We start from the raw sequence: 15,992 nt of genomic DNA on the forward strand, positions 1-15,992 counted from the left end.
AAATCGTGCCAAACTGTGCGGCGGTGGGCGTGTCTACGGTCGATGCTTGCATCTGACTCTCCGATGGTTCGAGTGTGGAAACCCAAACCTACCGGAGAGGGCACGCTCACCGCCCCATGGAATCTACGATTTGCTGGATTGCCGGGCTTGACCCGGCAATCCAGCCACTTCGAAAGATTCATCTGAAGATCGATGGATGCGCGGGTCAAGCCCGCGCATGACGCGTTAGCGCATCACTTCGTCAGCAGCGCGAAGGCGCCGTTCCAGTCTTCCGGCGGCGGGTTTTTGAGATAGTTGCGAATTCGGGCTTCGTACAAATTGTAGAGCAGCTCCAGCGAATTTGCCTCGTCGGTCTTGCGGCCGCGCTCGATCGCGGCCAGCGCGCCGTCCCAATCGCGGGTGCGGTAGCAGGCGAGCATCTCGATGGTCAGGTTGCGCAGGCGCTGGAAGCGGCCGGACTGCGCGGTGTCCTCGCGGCCGGCGATGGCGTAAATCACCTCCGGCTCCTTCTTGCCCTTCACCATGATGAAGTCGAGTTCGAGGATGGCGAACTTGTCCTTGACCGCCAGCGCGGTCCTGGAGCCGACGATGATCGGAAAGCCGTATTCCTTCGATTGCCCCTCGAGGCGCGAGGCCAGATTGACGCTGTCGCCGAACACCGAATAGTCGAAGCGCTGGTCGGAGCCCATATTGCCGACCACGCAGATGCCGGTATTAAGCCCGATGCCGGCATTGAGCGGAATGAACGGACGCCCCTCTTCCTTGGCCTCCTGCTCGCGCGCCTCGTTGAGTTCGTCGACGCGCTCCAGCATGTCGAGCGCCGCCTCGCAGGCGTTGAGCTCGTGATGCTTGTCGTCCAGCGGCGCGTTCCAGAACGCCATGATGGCATCGCCCATGTATTTGTCGATGGTGCCCTTGCGGTCGAGAATCGCGTTGGTCAGCGGCGTGAGGAAACGATTCATCAGCGCGGTGAGGCCCTGTGGATCGTTCTTGTAGGTCTCCGAGATCGAGGTGAAGCCGCGCATGTCGGAGAACATGATGGTCATCTCGCGCTCCTCGCCGCCGAGCACGAGCTTTTCCGGCGACTGCGCGAGCTGCTCGACCAGCGCCGGCGACAGATACTGGCCGAAAGCGGAACGTATCTGCCGCCGCTGGGCCTGCTCGCGCACGAAGGAGGAAAAGATCAGCGTAAGATAGATCGCGGTAGTCGACATCAGGGGATAGGTGAAATCGATCAGCAAGCGGTGCTGCGCGTAGAAATACGCTGATGTTCCGACCAGAACGGTTGCAAACGCACCGCCGACGATGACCAGCGAGATCGGACCGAACAGCGGCGCGAACGCAATCACCAGCAGCCCGAACAACATCGCCGCCGTAAATTCGAGGACGATGCCGTAGATCGGCTGCGAGATCACCGCGCCTGTCAGCGCGCTCTCCAGCACCTGGGCATGGATCTCAACCCCGGGCATGGCGCGCGAAACCGGCGTGGTCTTGATGTCGTTGAGGCCGACCGCCGACGTGCCGATCAGCACCAGCTTGCCCGCAATCATGTCGGGCGCGACGTTCTTTTCCAGCACGTTGACGGCAGGAACGTAGATCGAGGCGTCGTTGCGGGCATAGTGAACCCAGAGCTGGCCGTTATGATCGGTCGGTATTTGGACGCCCCTGATGCCGAGGCTCTTGATGCCGGCCTTCTCGGCCTTGATCAGGATGGTGCCGGAGCCGGTGGCGACGCGGAGCATCTCGAAGGTCAGCGAGGGCATCGTCTGGCCCTGAGCCTGCATGATCATCGGCACCCGCCGCACGATACCGTCGCGCTCCGGCTTGATGGTGAACAGGCCGCGCCCGGCGGCGGCATGCTCCAGCACCGGGACGTTGCGCAGAAGGCCGGGAAACTCGAACATGAAGCGTTGCGGCTCCTCGCCCAGCATCGCGAGCCCGGTGACCGGCAGCGTCTTGTCGAGGGCCGTGATTTCCTCCGGCAGGCCGGACTCGCCGAGCACGACGCGCGACTTGCGGATCGCATCGGCGAATATCTGGTCGTTGCTCGGTAATGAACGCAGCTTGGCGCGGGTCTCCTCGTCGAGTTGCGGGATCGCATCGGCTGCGAAGGCGGGATTGAGTCGGTCGGGCTCCGAAAACACGGCGTCGAAGGCGATCACCACGGCGCCCAGCCCGGTCAGCTCGGTGACGAGCGCTGCGATCCGCGTCCGCGGCCATGGCCACTGCCCGAGCTTCTCGAGGCTCTTGTCGTCGATATCGACGATGGTGACCGGCCGCGCCGTTTTCTTGCGCGGATCGATGCGCTGGAAGGCGTCAAAGGTCCTGACACGAATTTCCTCGACCGGCGCCGGATCGGCGACGCGCAGCGCGGCGAACCCGATCAGCAGCAAAAGGCACAGCAGCCTTGCATAGCCGATGCGCCGCTTGAACCACCTCGGTAAGGCCCGTAGTCGCTTCATGGCTTTCGATTGTTCGCCAACTGGCGGCGCCAGACAAGCCAGAAGATGGCACCGGCATCAAGGATGCTGGCGTGAATAGCGAAGGGCCATATTAGTGATGCGGCGAGACGATGAAGTCGCTCGCATGCAGGCTGCCGGCGGTGACACCCTTAAGGATGATCGTGTCGTGGGTGTCGAGCGTGATCAGTGTGTCCCGGTCATCTGTCGGGCTCGGCGTCGCATGGGTACCGAGCCACGTCTCGATACTGGACGAATCCACCTCGGAGAACGCGCGCAGATCAATATGATCCTCACTGACCGCAAAGTCCGTAATTATATCCGCGCTCGGGCTGTATTCCGGCGCAAAGACGAACTGGTCGGCTTTCGCACCGCCGCTCAGCGTGTCGTCGCCTCCAGTTGCAAAAATGACGTCCTTCTCGCCCGTCCCAGCCAGAGTGGCACCCTCCAATCCGTATTGCTGGAACACGAAGTTCAGGGTGTCGCTGTGGCCGTCCGTGGCGGTCACTGTAACAATGTCGCTCTCGCTGTTGTCCGTCGGCGCGTAAATGATGCCGCCAGCAAACTTGGCATTGATCGCCGAAACAGTGCCATCGATCTCCAAAACGCCGCCGTTGTCATCATCCACCGATGAAAGCTCGCCATGCAAGGCGCTCGCCCGGATCGTCACGTTCGAGTCGTCATCGGAGAGCTTGATGTCAAAGAAGGTGGTGACGACTGCGGCGTCTCCGTTCTCCTCAACCCTGATGCTTTCGGCGCTCAGGTCCGGGGCCTGATTGGCGGCGGCCTCGACTTCGACCTTCGCGGTGAAATAAGCCGAATCCTGTCCGCCATTGGCGGTGCCGCCGCCGTCCTGGAGCGTGAAGGTCACGGTGCGCTCGCCGGCGACTGGATCGGGCGTGGAATTCGAGAATTTGATCGCCTGCGCCAGTGCAGCGACGGCCGCATCGCTGGCGCTGCCGTTCAACGTAACGGTCAGGCTGTTGGTATCATAATCCGAAAGCGTTCCGACAACCTGGGCGTGGGCGGGGCCGGCCGCCCCGTCGGCGTCGTACAGGATATTGGTGCCGTTGACCGAAATGAGGTCGCCGTTCGCGATGGTGAGTGTGTCGCCCTGGTGTCCGCCATCCGTCACGGCCGCGGTGAACGATCCGCCGGCGTAATTGCTGCTGTCGACGTCGCTGGCCGAGACACTGCCGGCCAGAGCGACCGCCGCGTCGCCCGCCTGATAGGTCGGCGCGAGATCGGTGCCGGGGAATACCGGAGCGTCGTTGGTGCCGGTGATGGTGATCGTGAAAGCCTTGGACGCGGTTCCGCCGTCGCCATCGTCGATCGCGACGGTGTACGTGAGCGTCAGCTGCTCGCCGGCGGCGAGGTAATTGAACGCGGTCGAGGCCGCCGAGAACGACAGGTCGACCGAGCCGGCCGAGGAACCCGCAGCCTTGGTCACCGTGCCGGGCTCGACCAGGGCGATCAGCGCCGCATTGTCGAGCGCAAGACCCGCGGTCTTGCCTGATGTCATCACGCTCGTGATTGCGGCGGTGTGACCGATATCGCTGAGATCGACGTCGGAGAATGTCACCGGAATCGTCGCTGTCAACGCCGACGTATCGGTCGGCTCGGTCAAATCCTTTTGCGCGATATTGGCAATCACCGGCGCGTCGTCAGTGCCGGTGACGGTGACGACAAAGGTCTTCGTGGTCCCGCCCTCGCCGTCGTCGATCGCAACCGTGTAGGTCAGCGTCAGGACTTCGTCCTTCGCCAGATAATCGAACGCCGTCGAGGCGGCTGAGAACGACAGGCCGACCGAGCCGGCCGAGGAGCCCGCAGCCTTGGTCACCACGCCCGGCGTCACCAGCGCAATCAGCGCCGTCTCGTCGAGCGCAAGACCTGACGTCGTGCCGGTCGCCACCGCGTCGGTGATGGTTGCGGTGTGGCCGACATCCGACAGGTCGAGGTCGGTGAAGGTAACCGGGATCGTCGTCGTCAGCGCCGCGCTGCCGGTCGGCTCGGTGAGGCCCTGCTGCGCGATACCAGCGATTTCGGGTGCGTCGTTACTGCCGTTGATGGTAACGACGACATCCTGCCACGCGACGCCGCCATGATGGTCATCGACCTGCACCGTGTAGGTCAGCGTGACCGCCTCGCCGTCGGCGAGATAGTCGAAATAATGATCCGGCGCCGAGAACGACCAGGTTTTCGAGCCCTGCACGCCATCCGTGGAATCGGCGAGCGCCCCCAGCGACAGCCAGCTTAGCTGAACCGTACCGTTGGCGAGGCCGGTCATGACGCCGGAGGCGCCGACGCCGGTGATCGTGACCGCATGCGTATCGGTCAGATCGGTATCGGTGAACGTGATCGCGCCGCTGGCAGTATCCGGCGTCGTCGAATTGTGGGTGTCGGCCTTTTCCGCGATCGTCGCGACCTGCGGATCGCTGGTGATCTCGGCCGTATCGTTGCTGCCGGTGACGGTGACGGTAAACGGCTTGGTCACCGCGCCGCCGCCATGCCTGTCATCGACGGTTGCAGTGTAGGTCAGGTTAAGGATTTCGCCATCGGCGAGGAAGTCGAACGCCCCGTCGGCAACGCTGTAACTCCAGCTTGCCGAACCGTTGTTGGCATTGCCGCTCGCCTGCGCCACCGTCAGCGGCACATCCACGTTCGCGATCGCGTCGAGTTGGGCTGCGGTGAGCGACGTGGTGATGTCGATGTGGGCGGCATTCGCATAGGAGAAAGACGTGAACTGCGCGCTCGCCACCGGGCGGTCGGTCAAGTCGACGTCGGTGAAGCTGATGGTGCCCGATACGCTATGAAGCACCGTTGACCCGGTCGGATTCGGTTGGCCGGGATTCGACAGCTCGGGGAACGCAGCGCTCGTCACCTCGATGGTCGGAAGGTCGTTGGTACCGGAGACGGCAACGTCCGCGCCGTCGATGGAAACCGTGATCGACGTGGTGATGACGCCGCCATGGCCGTCATCGACTTTGGCGACATAGTTGAGCACCAGCGTCTCGCCCTTGGCGAGGAAGTCGAACTTGCTGTCCTCGATGCTGTAGGTCCAGCTCGCCGAGCCGTTGTTGGTGTTTCCGCCCCCCTGCACCACGCTGAGCGGCACCTCGACGGCCTGGATCGCCGCCAACTGCTCCGGCGTCAGCGTCGCCGTGACGTCGTTGCCCTCCGCGTCGTAATAGCGGAACGGATCGGTCGTGGAGATTTCCACGCTGACGACGGGACGGTCGGTCAGGTCGACGTCGCCGAAGGTGACGGTGCCGGATACGACATCGATCGTGGTGTTGCCGGTGCCGATCCGCTCCGTGATCTCGCCGCCGGTCGCGGAGATCGTCGGCTTGTCGTTGGTGCCGGTGACGACGATCGTGAACGGCACGAACGTCGTCTCGTTGGCGGGCGCGTAGTTGGTGTCTACGCGTGCCAGGTAGGTCAGCTTAAGCGTCTCGCCAGCGGCGAGAAAGTCGAAAGCGCCGTCTGCGACGTTGTAAGTCCAGGTCGCCGTGCCGTAGTTCTTGCCGTTTGGGTCCTGCGTCACGACCAGCGGAACCTTGACAGCCTGGATCGCCGCGAGTTGCTGCGCGGTCAGCGTGGCGCTTACATCGACGCCTTGCGCGTTCTGATAGGTGAATGAGGAAAACTGCGTGCTGACGCTCGGCCTGTCGTCGGGGTTGATATCGGCGTAGTTTACCACGCCGGACGTCGTATTGATGGAGGCATTGCCGGTGACATCGGCCAGCTCCGTCATCTCGCCGCCAAACGCTGCCGCCAGCGGCGGGCCAGCAATGCGCGGGGGCTTCTCGACCGGCGCCGGATCCCGCTCGGCCACAATTCTCTCGGGAACGTTGATGAACTGCAACGTGACTGGAACGGTGCTGTTGCTCGCGAGCTTGAGGAGCAGCGTTTCCGGAATGATCGAGTCGGTAAAATTGGTGGTGAGCTTGGTGTTCGGGTTGTTCAGGTCGGTGAACTTCAGCGAGAACACGTCGCTGATGATCTTCTGCGCGTCGGGCGATAGCTGTACCGACGATTGGAAGCTGACGCCGCCCTGACCATTGATGATCGTCTGCGTGCCGGCCCGGTTGACGGTCGCAATCGGCGTCAGCGTGGTCTTGTCGAACAGGATGTACGAACCGGTGGTGCCGTCGGGCTCGACCAGCACCTGGAATTTCGCCGGCGGCGCGACGCCCGACCCGGGCACCTCGAAGTCGATCTCGACCAGCACCGCGGTGCCGCGGATGCCCATGGTCGCGACCGGCGTGTCGACCTTCATGTCGCCTTTCTTGGCGGTGGCGCCGGCGACGAACGAGATCGTGCCCTGCACCAGGCTGAGCAGCGATTTGTTGTCCGACCCGTTGGGGTCGTAGACCATTTCGTTCAGCACCATCCTGGCGTTCGAAGCGAGGCCGAACACGGTGCCGTCGATGAAGGTGATGCCGAGCGTCGAGTCGGAGCCGGACTGGACGACGTCGCCTTTGTGAACGGTATCGCCCTGGTTCAGGATGATCGACACGCCGTTGCGGATCGCGGTCGCATTGCCGACGAGCTTCGTCACATGGCCGATCATTTGCGGCGCGACGCTGGCGCTGCCGTCGGCCTGCGCGAACTGGGTGTGCCCGGCCAGGGCGTTGACGATGTCGCCGGTCAGGTGGGCGCCATCGGGCGATGCGAGCGCGGCGCGCTTCTCGCCCTTGAAATAATCGGGCAGCACCAGCTCGCGGTCGCCGCTTGAGAGGATCAGGTCAACGCCCGACCGTTTGAAGTCGCCGCTGAAGAGCAGATGAGCATCAGAAATGATGATGGCGTCCGACGGCGCATGTGTCGAAACTTTGTCGACCTGGACCTTGCCGGAAGATGAAAAGTGGCCGTGCGGTGACGGCGATGCCCCAAGGCCAATATCCGCGCCGGAAAAAGGGCCGAGATCGCCCGATCCGAATTTGCCGGCGTAGTTCAATGGGTCACCGATCTAAATAGTTAAGAAGTATGAAATTTCCCTGCGGGGTTTTCATACCACGCAGGTAAGGAACACAAAAGCAGGCCAGCAGAGAACACCCTCTATATGGGGTAAGTCTGCAACAGGACCGAAAAGGTCCGCAAAAAGTGGACGGCGACAGTGTGGCGAAGAAAAGGCCGAATCTGCCTCGGTCCGATTGAAAAATGGGCACGGCCTGCCCAAGACATAAAGATAAGCAGTCTAAATGGCTTATTCCCGCACCGCACCTGATGTCATTTCCCGAGCAAGGCTGTGGGCGCCCGACAGCGAATCACTTCGCCGGTTCGTCGGGCCACGGATCTCGACCGGCATTTCCCTTCGCGGCATCCGGCACCGCACGGCCAAACAGGGCCGAAAGGGTTAATGCGATGACCCGCGAGCCCCTAGTAATCGTAAAAATTGCACCGTCCCCAGCAATACAACGTTCATGCTATTTCGCACTTCACGGCTGCCCCTTTCCCGCTCTTAAGCGGATCAAAAGCCCGCCCCGCCATCCTGTCTCCCGCACAAAATGATCCGGTCACGCGCAGGCAGAACAAGCCCGCCGATGCCCGGACAAGGGGCGTCAGATGGGGTTGTCAATCTATGCGCGCGTCTGGCGCGCAGGCATCGTTGCGTGCGGCCTGGCCTTTCTCGCGCCAAGCGACCTGCGGGCCGAGACACTGGCGCCTTCAGCGCCGGCAGAATTGGTGCAACGATCGGCCGAGCCGTTCGGGCTTGCGGCATCTTCCCTTTCCGGTGGTGGCCTACGCGACAAATGGCTCGGCGTTCAGCACCGGCTCGACGACGAAATGGTGCAGCTTGCGCTTTGCGAAGGCGACCGTGACGGCTGCGCCTCTCCGGCCGCGCTGACTTTCCTCGACATCGTCGACGCCGCGCGCTTGCGCGAAGGCCGCGCCCGGCTCGGCGAAATCAACCGCGCCCTCAATCTCGCCATCCGGCCGGCGAGCGATCTCGCCCAGCACGGCCGGATCGACGTCTGGACGCCGCCGCTCGCAACGCTCGCCCGCGGTGAAGGCGACTGCGAGGATTATGCGATTGCGAAATTCGTGGCCTTGCGCCGCGCCGGGCTTGCGTCCGACGATCTCAGGATCGTGGTACTGCGCGATACCATCCGCGGCGAGGATCACGCGGTGGCTGCCGCGCGGCTGGATGGGCGCTGGCTGATGCTCGATAACCGCCGCATGGCGATGGTCGAGGACGCCGATGTCAGAAACTTCCGGCCGACATTCGTGATCGGCCAGCACGGCGTGATGCGATATGCCGATGCTCCCCTGCTCGCCGGCGCCTCGGGCAGCACCCCTGCGGCGCCACTCGTCGTGAGCGCTCTGGCCGGCTCATGGACCGATCACACGAATGCGCCGGCTGAATGACGGCGCGCAATTGTTGCGCGGCGACGGCTGACAACGATCTGCTTTCCTTGCCTGATCTTCCTTGTTTCTAGCAGATGGTGCGCTGCAGCCTGTATGCCAGCGTGCGCTCGCTTGGTGAAAACATGACGAGACAAATTTTCTCTTTTTGATTTCGCGCCCCGGCTTGATTGACGCGATCCTTCTCACCGGCATAGCATTCCGCCAGATCCGCTAGAGATCATTGGGAGGGAATGAAATGATACGTTCGCCGCGTGTTGATTCCGCTTGCCGTCTGCTTCCTGAAATTGCCGCTATTTCCCGTCGACCGCCGCGCCTGGCGCAGGCCGCGATCGCCATCTCTCTCGGCCTGACGCTATCCTGCAGCGCCGCCCTTGCGCAGAGCCCCGCCAAGGGATCGCCCGAGCACATCAAGGCCGTCACCTCGGCGGTCGACGGCGCCTCGATCAAGGCCAACACCGCGACCTCGAACGACTGGCCGACCATCGGCCTCGACTATGCCGAGACGCGCTTTTCCAAGCTCAACAAGATCAACGCCGACAACGTGAAGCAGCTCGGACTGGTATGGAGCTATCCGCTCGAATCCTCCCGCGGCGTCGAGGCAACGCCCGTCGTGGTCGACGGCATCATGTATCAGACCGCGTCATGGAGCGTGGTGCACGCCATCGATGCCCGGACCGGCAAACGGATCTGGACCTTCGATCCCAAGGTCGACCGCGAGAAGGGCTATCGAGGCTGCTGCGACGTGGTCAACCGGGGTGTCGCGCTCTGGAAAGGCAAGGTTTATTTCGGCGCCTATGACGGCCGGCTGTTCGCGCTCGATGCTGCCACAGGCAAGGTGGTCTGGGAAAAAGATACCATTGTCAGCAAGGAGCATTCCTACACCATCACCGGCGCGCCACGTGTGTTCAACGGTAAGGTGGTGATTGGCAATGGCGGCGCCGAATTCGGCGTGCGCGGCTATGTCACCGCCTATGACGCCGAGACCGGCAATCAGGCGTGGCGCTGGTTCACCGTGCCTGGCGATCCATCCAAGCCATTCGAGGACGAATCGATGGCGGCCGCAGCCAAGACCTGGGATCCCGCCGGCAAATACTGGATCAACGGCGGCGGTGGCACGGCCTGGGACACCATCACCTTCGATCCCGACCTGAACCTCGTCTATATCGGCACCGGCAATGGCGCGCCCTGGAATCAGAAGATCCGCAGTCCCGCCGGCGGCGACAATCTCTATCTGTCGTCGATCGTTGCGCTGAATGCAGACACCGGAAAATATGCCTGGCACTACCAGGAAACACCCGGCGATCACTGGGACTACACCGCGACCCAGCCGATGATCCTGGCCGACATCAACATCGACGGCGCGCCGCGCAAGGTGATTCTCCACGCGCCGAAGAACGGCTTCTTCTTCGTCATCGACCGCACCAACGGCAAGTTCATCTCGGCGAAGAACTTCGTCGATGTGAACTGGGCCACCGGCTACGACGCCAACGGCCGGCCGATCGAGATAAAGGAGGCGCGCAGCGACGATGCCTATGACAGCATTCCTGGCCCGGCCGGCGCCCACAACTGGCATCCGATGTCATTCAATCCGCAGACCGGTCTTGCCTATATTCCAGCACAAGGCGTGCCCACCAACCTGACGCCGGAAAAGGCCTTCAAGCACAATGCCGTTGAGCCCGGCAAGTTCGCCAGCGCGACGGGTTGGAATGTCGGCTTCCTTCTGAATGCCACGCCACCGAAAAACCCGGCATTTGGGCGTCTTCTGGCCTGGGATCCCGTCAAGCAGAAGGAAGCCTGGCGCGTCGAGCACGTGGCGCCGTGGAATGGCGGCACGCTCACCACCGCGGGCAACCTCGTATTCCAGGGCACCGCCGACGGTCGTTTCGTCGCCTACAATGCCACGACGGGCGAGAAACTCTGGGAAAGCCCGACCGGCACCGGCGTGGTCGCGGCGGCTTCGACCTACATGATCGACGACCAGCAGTATGTGTCGATCGCGGTCGGTTGGGGCGGTGTGATCGGCCAGTGGATCCGGGTCACCGAGTTGAGTAGCCCCGGCACGGTCTACACCTTTGCGCTCGGCGGCAAGACGCCGCTGCCCGCCTTCACGAAGTACCAGACCGAAGGCCTGTTGAAGGGGGTGAAGTATGACCCGAAGGATATCCCTGAAGGCACCGCCATCTACGTCGCCGCCTGCGCTGCCTGCCACAGCGTGCCCGGCGTCGACAACGGCGGCAACATCCGGAACCTCGGCTATGTCGCCCCGGAAACCATCACCAACCTGAAGGACATCGTGTTCAAGGGCCCATTCCGCGACCGCGGCATGCCCGACTTCACCGGCAAGCTGAAGGAAGAGGATATCCCGAAACTGCAGGCCTTCATCCAGGGCACGGCGGACTCGATCAGGCCGAAGTGACGTAGTCAACCCGGGCGCGCGCCAGCGCGAACCTGGAGCAAATGGAAGCAGAAGGGCTGCGCGAGACGATTGCGCAGCCCTTTGTCGTTCGGACGTGAGCGCGTAAAGCGATGCCGATCCGCTCGCTCAGTCCTCGTCTTCTACCCAGAGGCAGCCGACCTTGGTTGCTCCAATGACAAGAACGCCCATGTCGAACGTGGCCGCGGTAGCGGGTGCCCAAGAGTCGGGAATGGCTGCGGCATTTGTGAAGAATTCGACGTTTTGTCCATCGAATAGCGCCACGAACTGCCGCCAGAGATCGGCAGCATCCGGGATACTCATGATCGTCGAACCGTAAGCCAGGTTAACAGAGAGAACACGGGTCGCGATTCTTTGTGCCTCCATGCCTCCGATGGTTCGGTAGATTGTGTCGTCATCGGCCAGCCCGAAGGCACGCGCGGCATCCGCCACGGTCACCCTGCCCTCAATAACGTCGCACCTCGTATGCCCTGACTGGCGCTTGCGCCGGATCCTGTCACAGACATCAGTGTTCCGGCTCATCAAACCGCCCTTCCCTCGAATTCGGATTTCAGCGCGAGCAGAACTGCAGAGCGCAATAGCGAGTGTAGCGCGCCACGCTTCATCGGCAAAAAGGAAGGGCTGCGCGATCGTCTCGCGCAGCCCCTATGTCGTTAGCTTTTACCGTTGGGAGCTAGCCGCTCCCTCAGAACATCAGGCCTTCCTTGACCAGCACCCAGCGGCCATTCTTGATCTGCTGGACCTGGGTGATGGTGTTGGCAAGATGGTCGGTCTTGGAGAATTTGGTCGGCGGCGAGTTGAAGATGTCGCGGAACTGCTCGCCTGACTCCAGCGCGTTCATCATCTTCTGGCCGGTCAGGTCCTTTCCTGCCTTCTCGGCGTAGAACGCAAAGGTCATCATGGCGTTGTAGCCGATGATCGCCTGCGTATTGGCGTCCGAGCCGAACATCTTCTTGTAGTTGGCGAGCCAGTCCTTGACCTTGCCCTTTGCCGTGTCCTCGTACGGAATTTCGAAGCCCGAGGCTGCATAGAGGCCTTCGACCGCCTCCTTGCCGAGCGCCGGAACTTCCAGCACGTTGGTCGGTGTGGCGCCGAGGAAGGTGACGTCCCAGCCGAGCTTCTTGGCTTCGCCCATCGCGCCGATGGTTTCGCGGATCACCGTACCGAGCACGACCATATCGCAGCCGTCGGACTTCATCTTGGCGACCTGCGCGCTGAAGTCGGAAGCGCCGCGCTTGTAGCTGGTGACCGAGGCCGGCTCCAGCTTCATCGCCTTGACCTGCTGCGTGAAGCCGTCAAGCACGTTCTTTCCGTACTCGTCGTCCTGATACAGGATGCAGGGCTTCTTGAAGTTCTTACCCTCGATCATGTACTTGACCGCCGCGCGCGTGCTCTCGACATAGGGCAGCAAATTGTTGAACTTCAGCCGCTCCTGCGGCTTCGCCGGATCGAACTTGAAGGTGAATTCGGCAGCCGTCAGCGGGAATAGCTGCAGCACGCCGGCATCGAACAGGATGTCCTGCGATGCGAGCACGGTGGGTGAACCCATCGGGCCGACCATGGCGAAGACCTTGTCGCGCTCGACCATCTTCTGCGACGCCAGCACGGCGCGCTTCGGATCGTAGCCGCTATCCTCGATGATCAGTTTGATCTTGCGGCCATGGATGCCGCCGGCGGCATTGATTTCCTCGGCTGCCATTTTCATGCCGTTGGAAACCGGAACGCCCCAGACCTTGATCGGGCCGGACAGATCCTGATGGGTACCGACGACAATCTCGCTGGCCGAGATGCCTTGATCGGTAACCTTGGTCTGGGCTGCCGCCGGCAATTGGGTCAGCGCAAGGGCGCTTACCGCAAGGCCCAACGCCCTAAACGATTTCGACATTGCAATATCCTCCTTGTTGGCCCGTGTTGAGCGAAGGGTAGGGCCTTGTTGTCCTTCGCCGCTTACTCAATGCTCGCTTCGAACTTCCGTTTTCCTTACGCCACCGCCCGCTCGCCATACATGGCGTTGATTTCGGCCGCATAGCGCTTGTTCACAAAACTTCGCTTCAGCTTCATGGTCGGCGTCAGCTCCTCGTCCTCAGGCGTGAGCTGGCGCTCGATCAGGTAGAACTTCTTGATGGTTTCGACGCGCGCGAAGTTGACGTTGACGGCCTCGATCTCGCGCTGAATCAAATCCTGGATCTCGGGCGCGCGACACAGGCTGGCGTAGTTGGTGAAGGGAATGTCGTGGTCTTGGGCGTATTTTTCGACATTCTCCTGGTCGATCATGATCAGGCACGTCAGATACGGCCGCTTGTCGCCGATCACCACGGCGTCCGAGACGTAGGGCGAGAACTTCAACTGGTTCTCGATTTCCGACGGCGTGATGTTCTTGCCGCCCGACGTGATGATGATGTCCTTCATCCGGTCGGTGATCCTGACGAAGCCTTCATTGTCGATCGAGCCGACATCGCCAGTATGCAGCCATCCCTTGGCGTCGATGGTCTCGGCGGTCTTTTCCGGCTGGTTCAGATAACCCATGAACAGGAAATCGCCGCGGATCAGGATTTCGCCCTGCGGTGAAATCGCCACCTCCCCCCATGGCGCGGCCTTGCCGACCGAACCGAGCTTGATGCGATCGGGCGGCATCACGGTGGCCACACCGCAATTTTCGGTCTGGCCGTAGACCTCGCGCATATCGATGCCGAGCGCGAGATACCAGCGGATCAAATCCGGCGCGATCGGCGCCGCGCCGGTAAAGGCCAGCCGGCAACGGTCGAGCCCGAGCATGCGGCGGATGTTACGGAACACGAGATAATAGGCGGCGCGGTTGGCGAGCCGCAACGGTAGCGGCGGGATATCGCCCTGCAACTTGTACTCGGTCACGCGATTACCGATGGCGAGCGCGTTGCGGTACATCCATTTCTGGAAATTGGTCGCGTCCTTCAGCGCGATCGTGATTCCGGAATAGAACTTCTCCCAGACCCGCGGCACCGCGAGGAAGGCGGTCGGCTGCACCTCGCGCAGATTGTCCGGAACGGTTTCGGGGCTTTCGGCGAAATTCATCACCGATCCCAGCGCCAGCGAGATGTAATAGCCGCCGATCCGTTCCGCCACATGGCAGAGCGGCAGGAACACCAGCCGTTCTTCGTTATCGGTGGATGGAAACAGATCGTTGGCATGGCGCATTTGATGCGTCACGCTGCGATTGGAATGCATGGCGCCCTTGGGTGGACCCGTGGTGCCGGAGGTGTAGACGAGGATGGCGAGATCGGACGCTGAGCGGCTTCCGATCATCTCGTTCCACAGCGCCTCGTTGTCCTGCTCGTGGTTGCGCCCGAGCGCCATGAACTCGGCCAGCGACAGCACCATCGGGTCGGTAAAGCCGCTCAGGCCTTCCATGTCGAACACGACAATCTTCTGCAGCGTCGGACACCGCGAACGGCACGACAGGATCTTGTCGAGTTGCTCCTCGTCCTCGGCGAAGATCACTTTCGTCGAGGAATCGTTGATGAGATATTCGACCTGCACTGACGAATCGGTCGGATAGATTCCGGAAGAGACGCCGCCGGCGCACAGGATGCCCATGTCGGCAAAGACCCATTCCGGCACTGCGTTGGCGATGATCGAGGCGACGTCGCCGGGGCGGAAGCCTGACGCATGCAGACCGAAGGCGATGTCCTTGGATATCTGCAGCCACTCGCGCCAACTGGTCGGCTGCCAGATGCCGAACTTCTTTTCGCGGATCGCCGGCCGGTCGCCGCGGGTTTCCACGGACTTCAGAAAACTCTTCGCGATCGTATCGGCGACCGTCAGCACTGCCGGTCTGGCCATGCGTCTTCCTCCCTCTGTCGCCTGCCTCAGGTGCCGGTCTGGCAACCGGTCTTGCTTTCTTGAAGCAGGCCTGAATCTAGCTCTAACTCGTTCTGAACGCCATGCTTTTGACTGCGACGGTTAACGCCAGGTCTTCTTCTTTTTCCAGCGCCGTTCGCCGCGGGCACCCTCTTCCTTGGCGCCGAGATAGAATTCCTGGATGTCCTTTGAATTCATCAGCCGCTCGCAGGTGTCGTTCATCACGACCCGGCCGATTTCCAGCACATAGCCGTAATGCGCTGTCTCCAGCGCTACCTTGGCGTTCTGCTCGACCAAGAGGATGGACATGCCCTGCTCCTCGTTGACGCGCTTGATGATGGTAAATATCTCCTTGACCAGGATCGGCGACAGGCCGAGCGATGGCTCATCCAAAAGTAGCAGGGTCGGCCGGTTCATCAGCGCCCGGCCGATCGCCAGCATCTGCTGCTCGCCGCCGGAAAGCTGCCCCGCCGGCTGGTTAATGCGCTCCTTCAGCCGCGGGAAGTAGCCGTAGACGCGCTCCAGATCCTCCACGACGCCCTCGCGATCCTTGCGCGGATAGGCCCCCATCATCAGGTTTTCGCGTACCGAAAGGAACGGAAACACCTCGCGTCCCTCCGGCACGTGACTTAAGCCCAGCCGCACGATCTTGTCGGCTTCCATGCGCTGAATCGGCTTGCCCAGGAATTCGATCGAGCCCTTCTGCGGATCGAGAATGCCGGAGATGGTCTTGAGCACGGTGGTCTTGCCGGCGCCGTTGGCGCCGAGCAGGGTCACGATGCGGCCACGCGGCACCTCGAGGCTGATGCCTCGGATGGCCATGATCGGCCCGTAATAGCTCTCGATATTGCTGAGCTTGAGGATGATGTCGGAAGCGCTCATGGCATCAT

8 protein-coding genes are annotated in these 15,992 nt (G+C 62.0%); 2 read left to right on the forward strand and 6 right to left on the reverse strand.

All coding sequences use genetic code 11. The annotated features are described in order from the left end of the window. Positions 1 to 233: 233 nt before the first annotated feature. The gene (locus AC0QUY_RS05270) at positions 234 to 2,462 is read right to left on the reverse strand and encodes a CHASE2 domain-containing protein (protein ID WP_475386051.1); all 2,229 of its coding nucleotides are present in this window, start codon (positions 2,460 to 2,462) and stop codon (positions 234 to 236) included. A 91-nt stretch (positions 2,463 to 2,553) separates the two neighbouring features. Continuing rightward, positions 2,554 to 7,419: a VCBS domain-containing protein gene (locus AC0QUY_RS05275; RefSeq protein WP_475386052.1), complete on the reverse strand. Its 4,866-nt coding sequence runs from the start codon at positions 7,417 to 7,419 to the stop codon at positions 2,554 to 2,556. Positions 7,420 to 8,027: 608 nt separating this feature from the next. On the opposite strand from AC0QUY_RS05275, the gene AC0QUY_RS05280 reads away from it, so the two are divergent. Both AC0QUY_RS05280 and AC0QUY_RS05285 read left to right on the forward strand, forming a co-directional pair. Next, complete coding sequence (locus AC0QUY_RS05280; RefSeq protein ID WP_475386053.1) at positions 8,028 to 8,831, forward strand: transglutaminase-like cysteine peptidase; 804 nt, start codon at positions 8,028 to 8,030, stop codon at positions 8,829 to 8,831. Between the two features lie 235 nt (positions 8,832 to 9,066). Next, complete coding sequence (locus tag AC0QUY_RS05285; RefSeq protein ID WP_161851605.1) at positions 9,067 to 11,247, forward strand: PQQ-dependent dehydrogenase, methanol/ethanol family; 2,181 nt, start codon at positions 9,067 to 9,069, stop codon at positions 11,245 to 11,247. A 126-nt stretch (positions 11,248 to 11,373) separates the two neighbouring features. Here the strand turns inward: AC0QUY_RS05285 and AC0QUY_RS05290 are convergent, their stop codons facing one another. The 4 genes from AC0QUY_RS05290 to AC0QUY_RS05305 form a co-directional block, all read right to left on the reverse strand. Continuing rightward, complete coding sequence (locus AC0QUY_RS05290; RefSeq protein WP_161851604.1) at positions 11,374 to 11,703, reverse strand: hypothetical protein; 330 nt, start codon at positions 11,701 to 11,703, stop codon at positions 11,374 to 11,376. A gap of 247 nt (positions 11,704 to 11,950) precedes the next feature. Further along, positions 11,951 to 13,150, reverse strand: a complete 1,200-nt coding sequence (locus tag AC0QUY_RS05295; protein WP_475386054.1) for an ABC transporter substrate-binding protein — start codon at positions 13,148 to 13,150, stop codon at positions 11,951 to 11,953. Between the two features lie 95 nt (positions 13,151 to 13,245). Beyond that, positions 13,246 to 15,084 (reverse strand): AMP-dependent synthetase/ligase, encoded by a 1,839-nt coding sequence (locus AC0QUY_RS05300; protein ID WP_475386055.1) that lies wholly within the window; start codon positions 15,082 to 15,084, stop codon positions 13,246 to 13,248. 120 nt (positions 15,085 to 15,204) lie between these two features. Further along, positions 15,205 to 15,984, reverse strand: coding sequence for an ABC transporter ATP-binding protein (locus AC0QUY_RS05305; protein WP_475386056.1), 780 nt, complete (start codon positions 15,982 to 15,984; stop codon positions 15,205 to 15,207). Between the last annotated feature and the right edge of the window lie 8 nt (positions 15,985 to 15,992).

The sequence above is a fragment of the Bradyrhizobium sp. WYCCWR15520 genome (assembly GCF_056174665.1).

Bases quoted from the DNA above. Each gene is read 5' to 3' on its own strand.
- AC0QUY_RS05295 (WP_475386054.1), bottom strand. From the start codon at position 13,150: ATGTCGAAATCGTTTAGGGCGTTGGGCCTTGCGGTAAGCGCCCTTGCG.
- AC0QUY_RS05280 (WP_475386053.1), top strand. From the start codon at position 8,028: ATGGGGTTGTCAATCTATGCGCGCGTCTGGCGCGCAGGCATCGTTGCG.
- AC0QUY_RS05270 (WP_475386051.1), bottom strand. From the start codon at position 2,462: ATGAAGCGACTACGGGCCTTACCGAGGTGGTTCAAGCGGCGCATCGGC.
- AC0QUY_RS05285 (WP_161851605.1), top strand. From the start codon at position 9,067: ATGATACGTTCGCCGCGTGTTGATTCCGCTTGCCGTCTGCTTCCTGAA.
- AC0QUY_RS05305 (WP_475386056.1), bottom strand. From the start codon at position 15,984: ATGAGCGCTTCCGACATCATCCTCAAGCTCAGCAATATCGAGAGCTAT.
- AC0QUY_RS05300 (WP_475386055.1), bottom strand. From the start codon at position 15,084: ATGGCCAGACCGGCAGTGCTGACGGTCGCCGATACGATCGCGAAGAGT.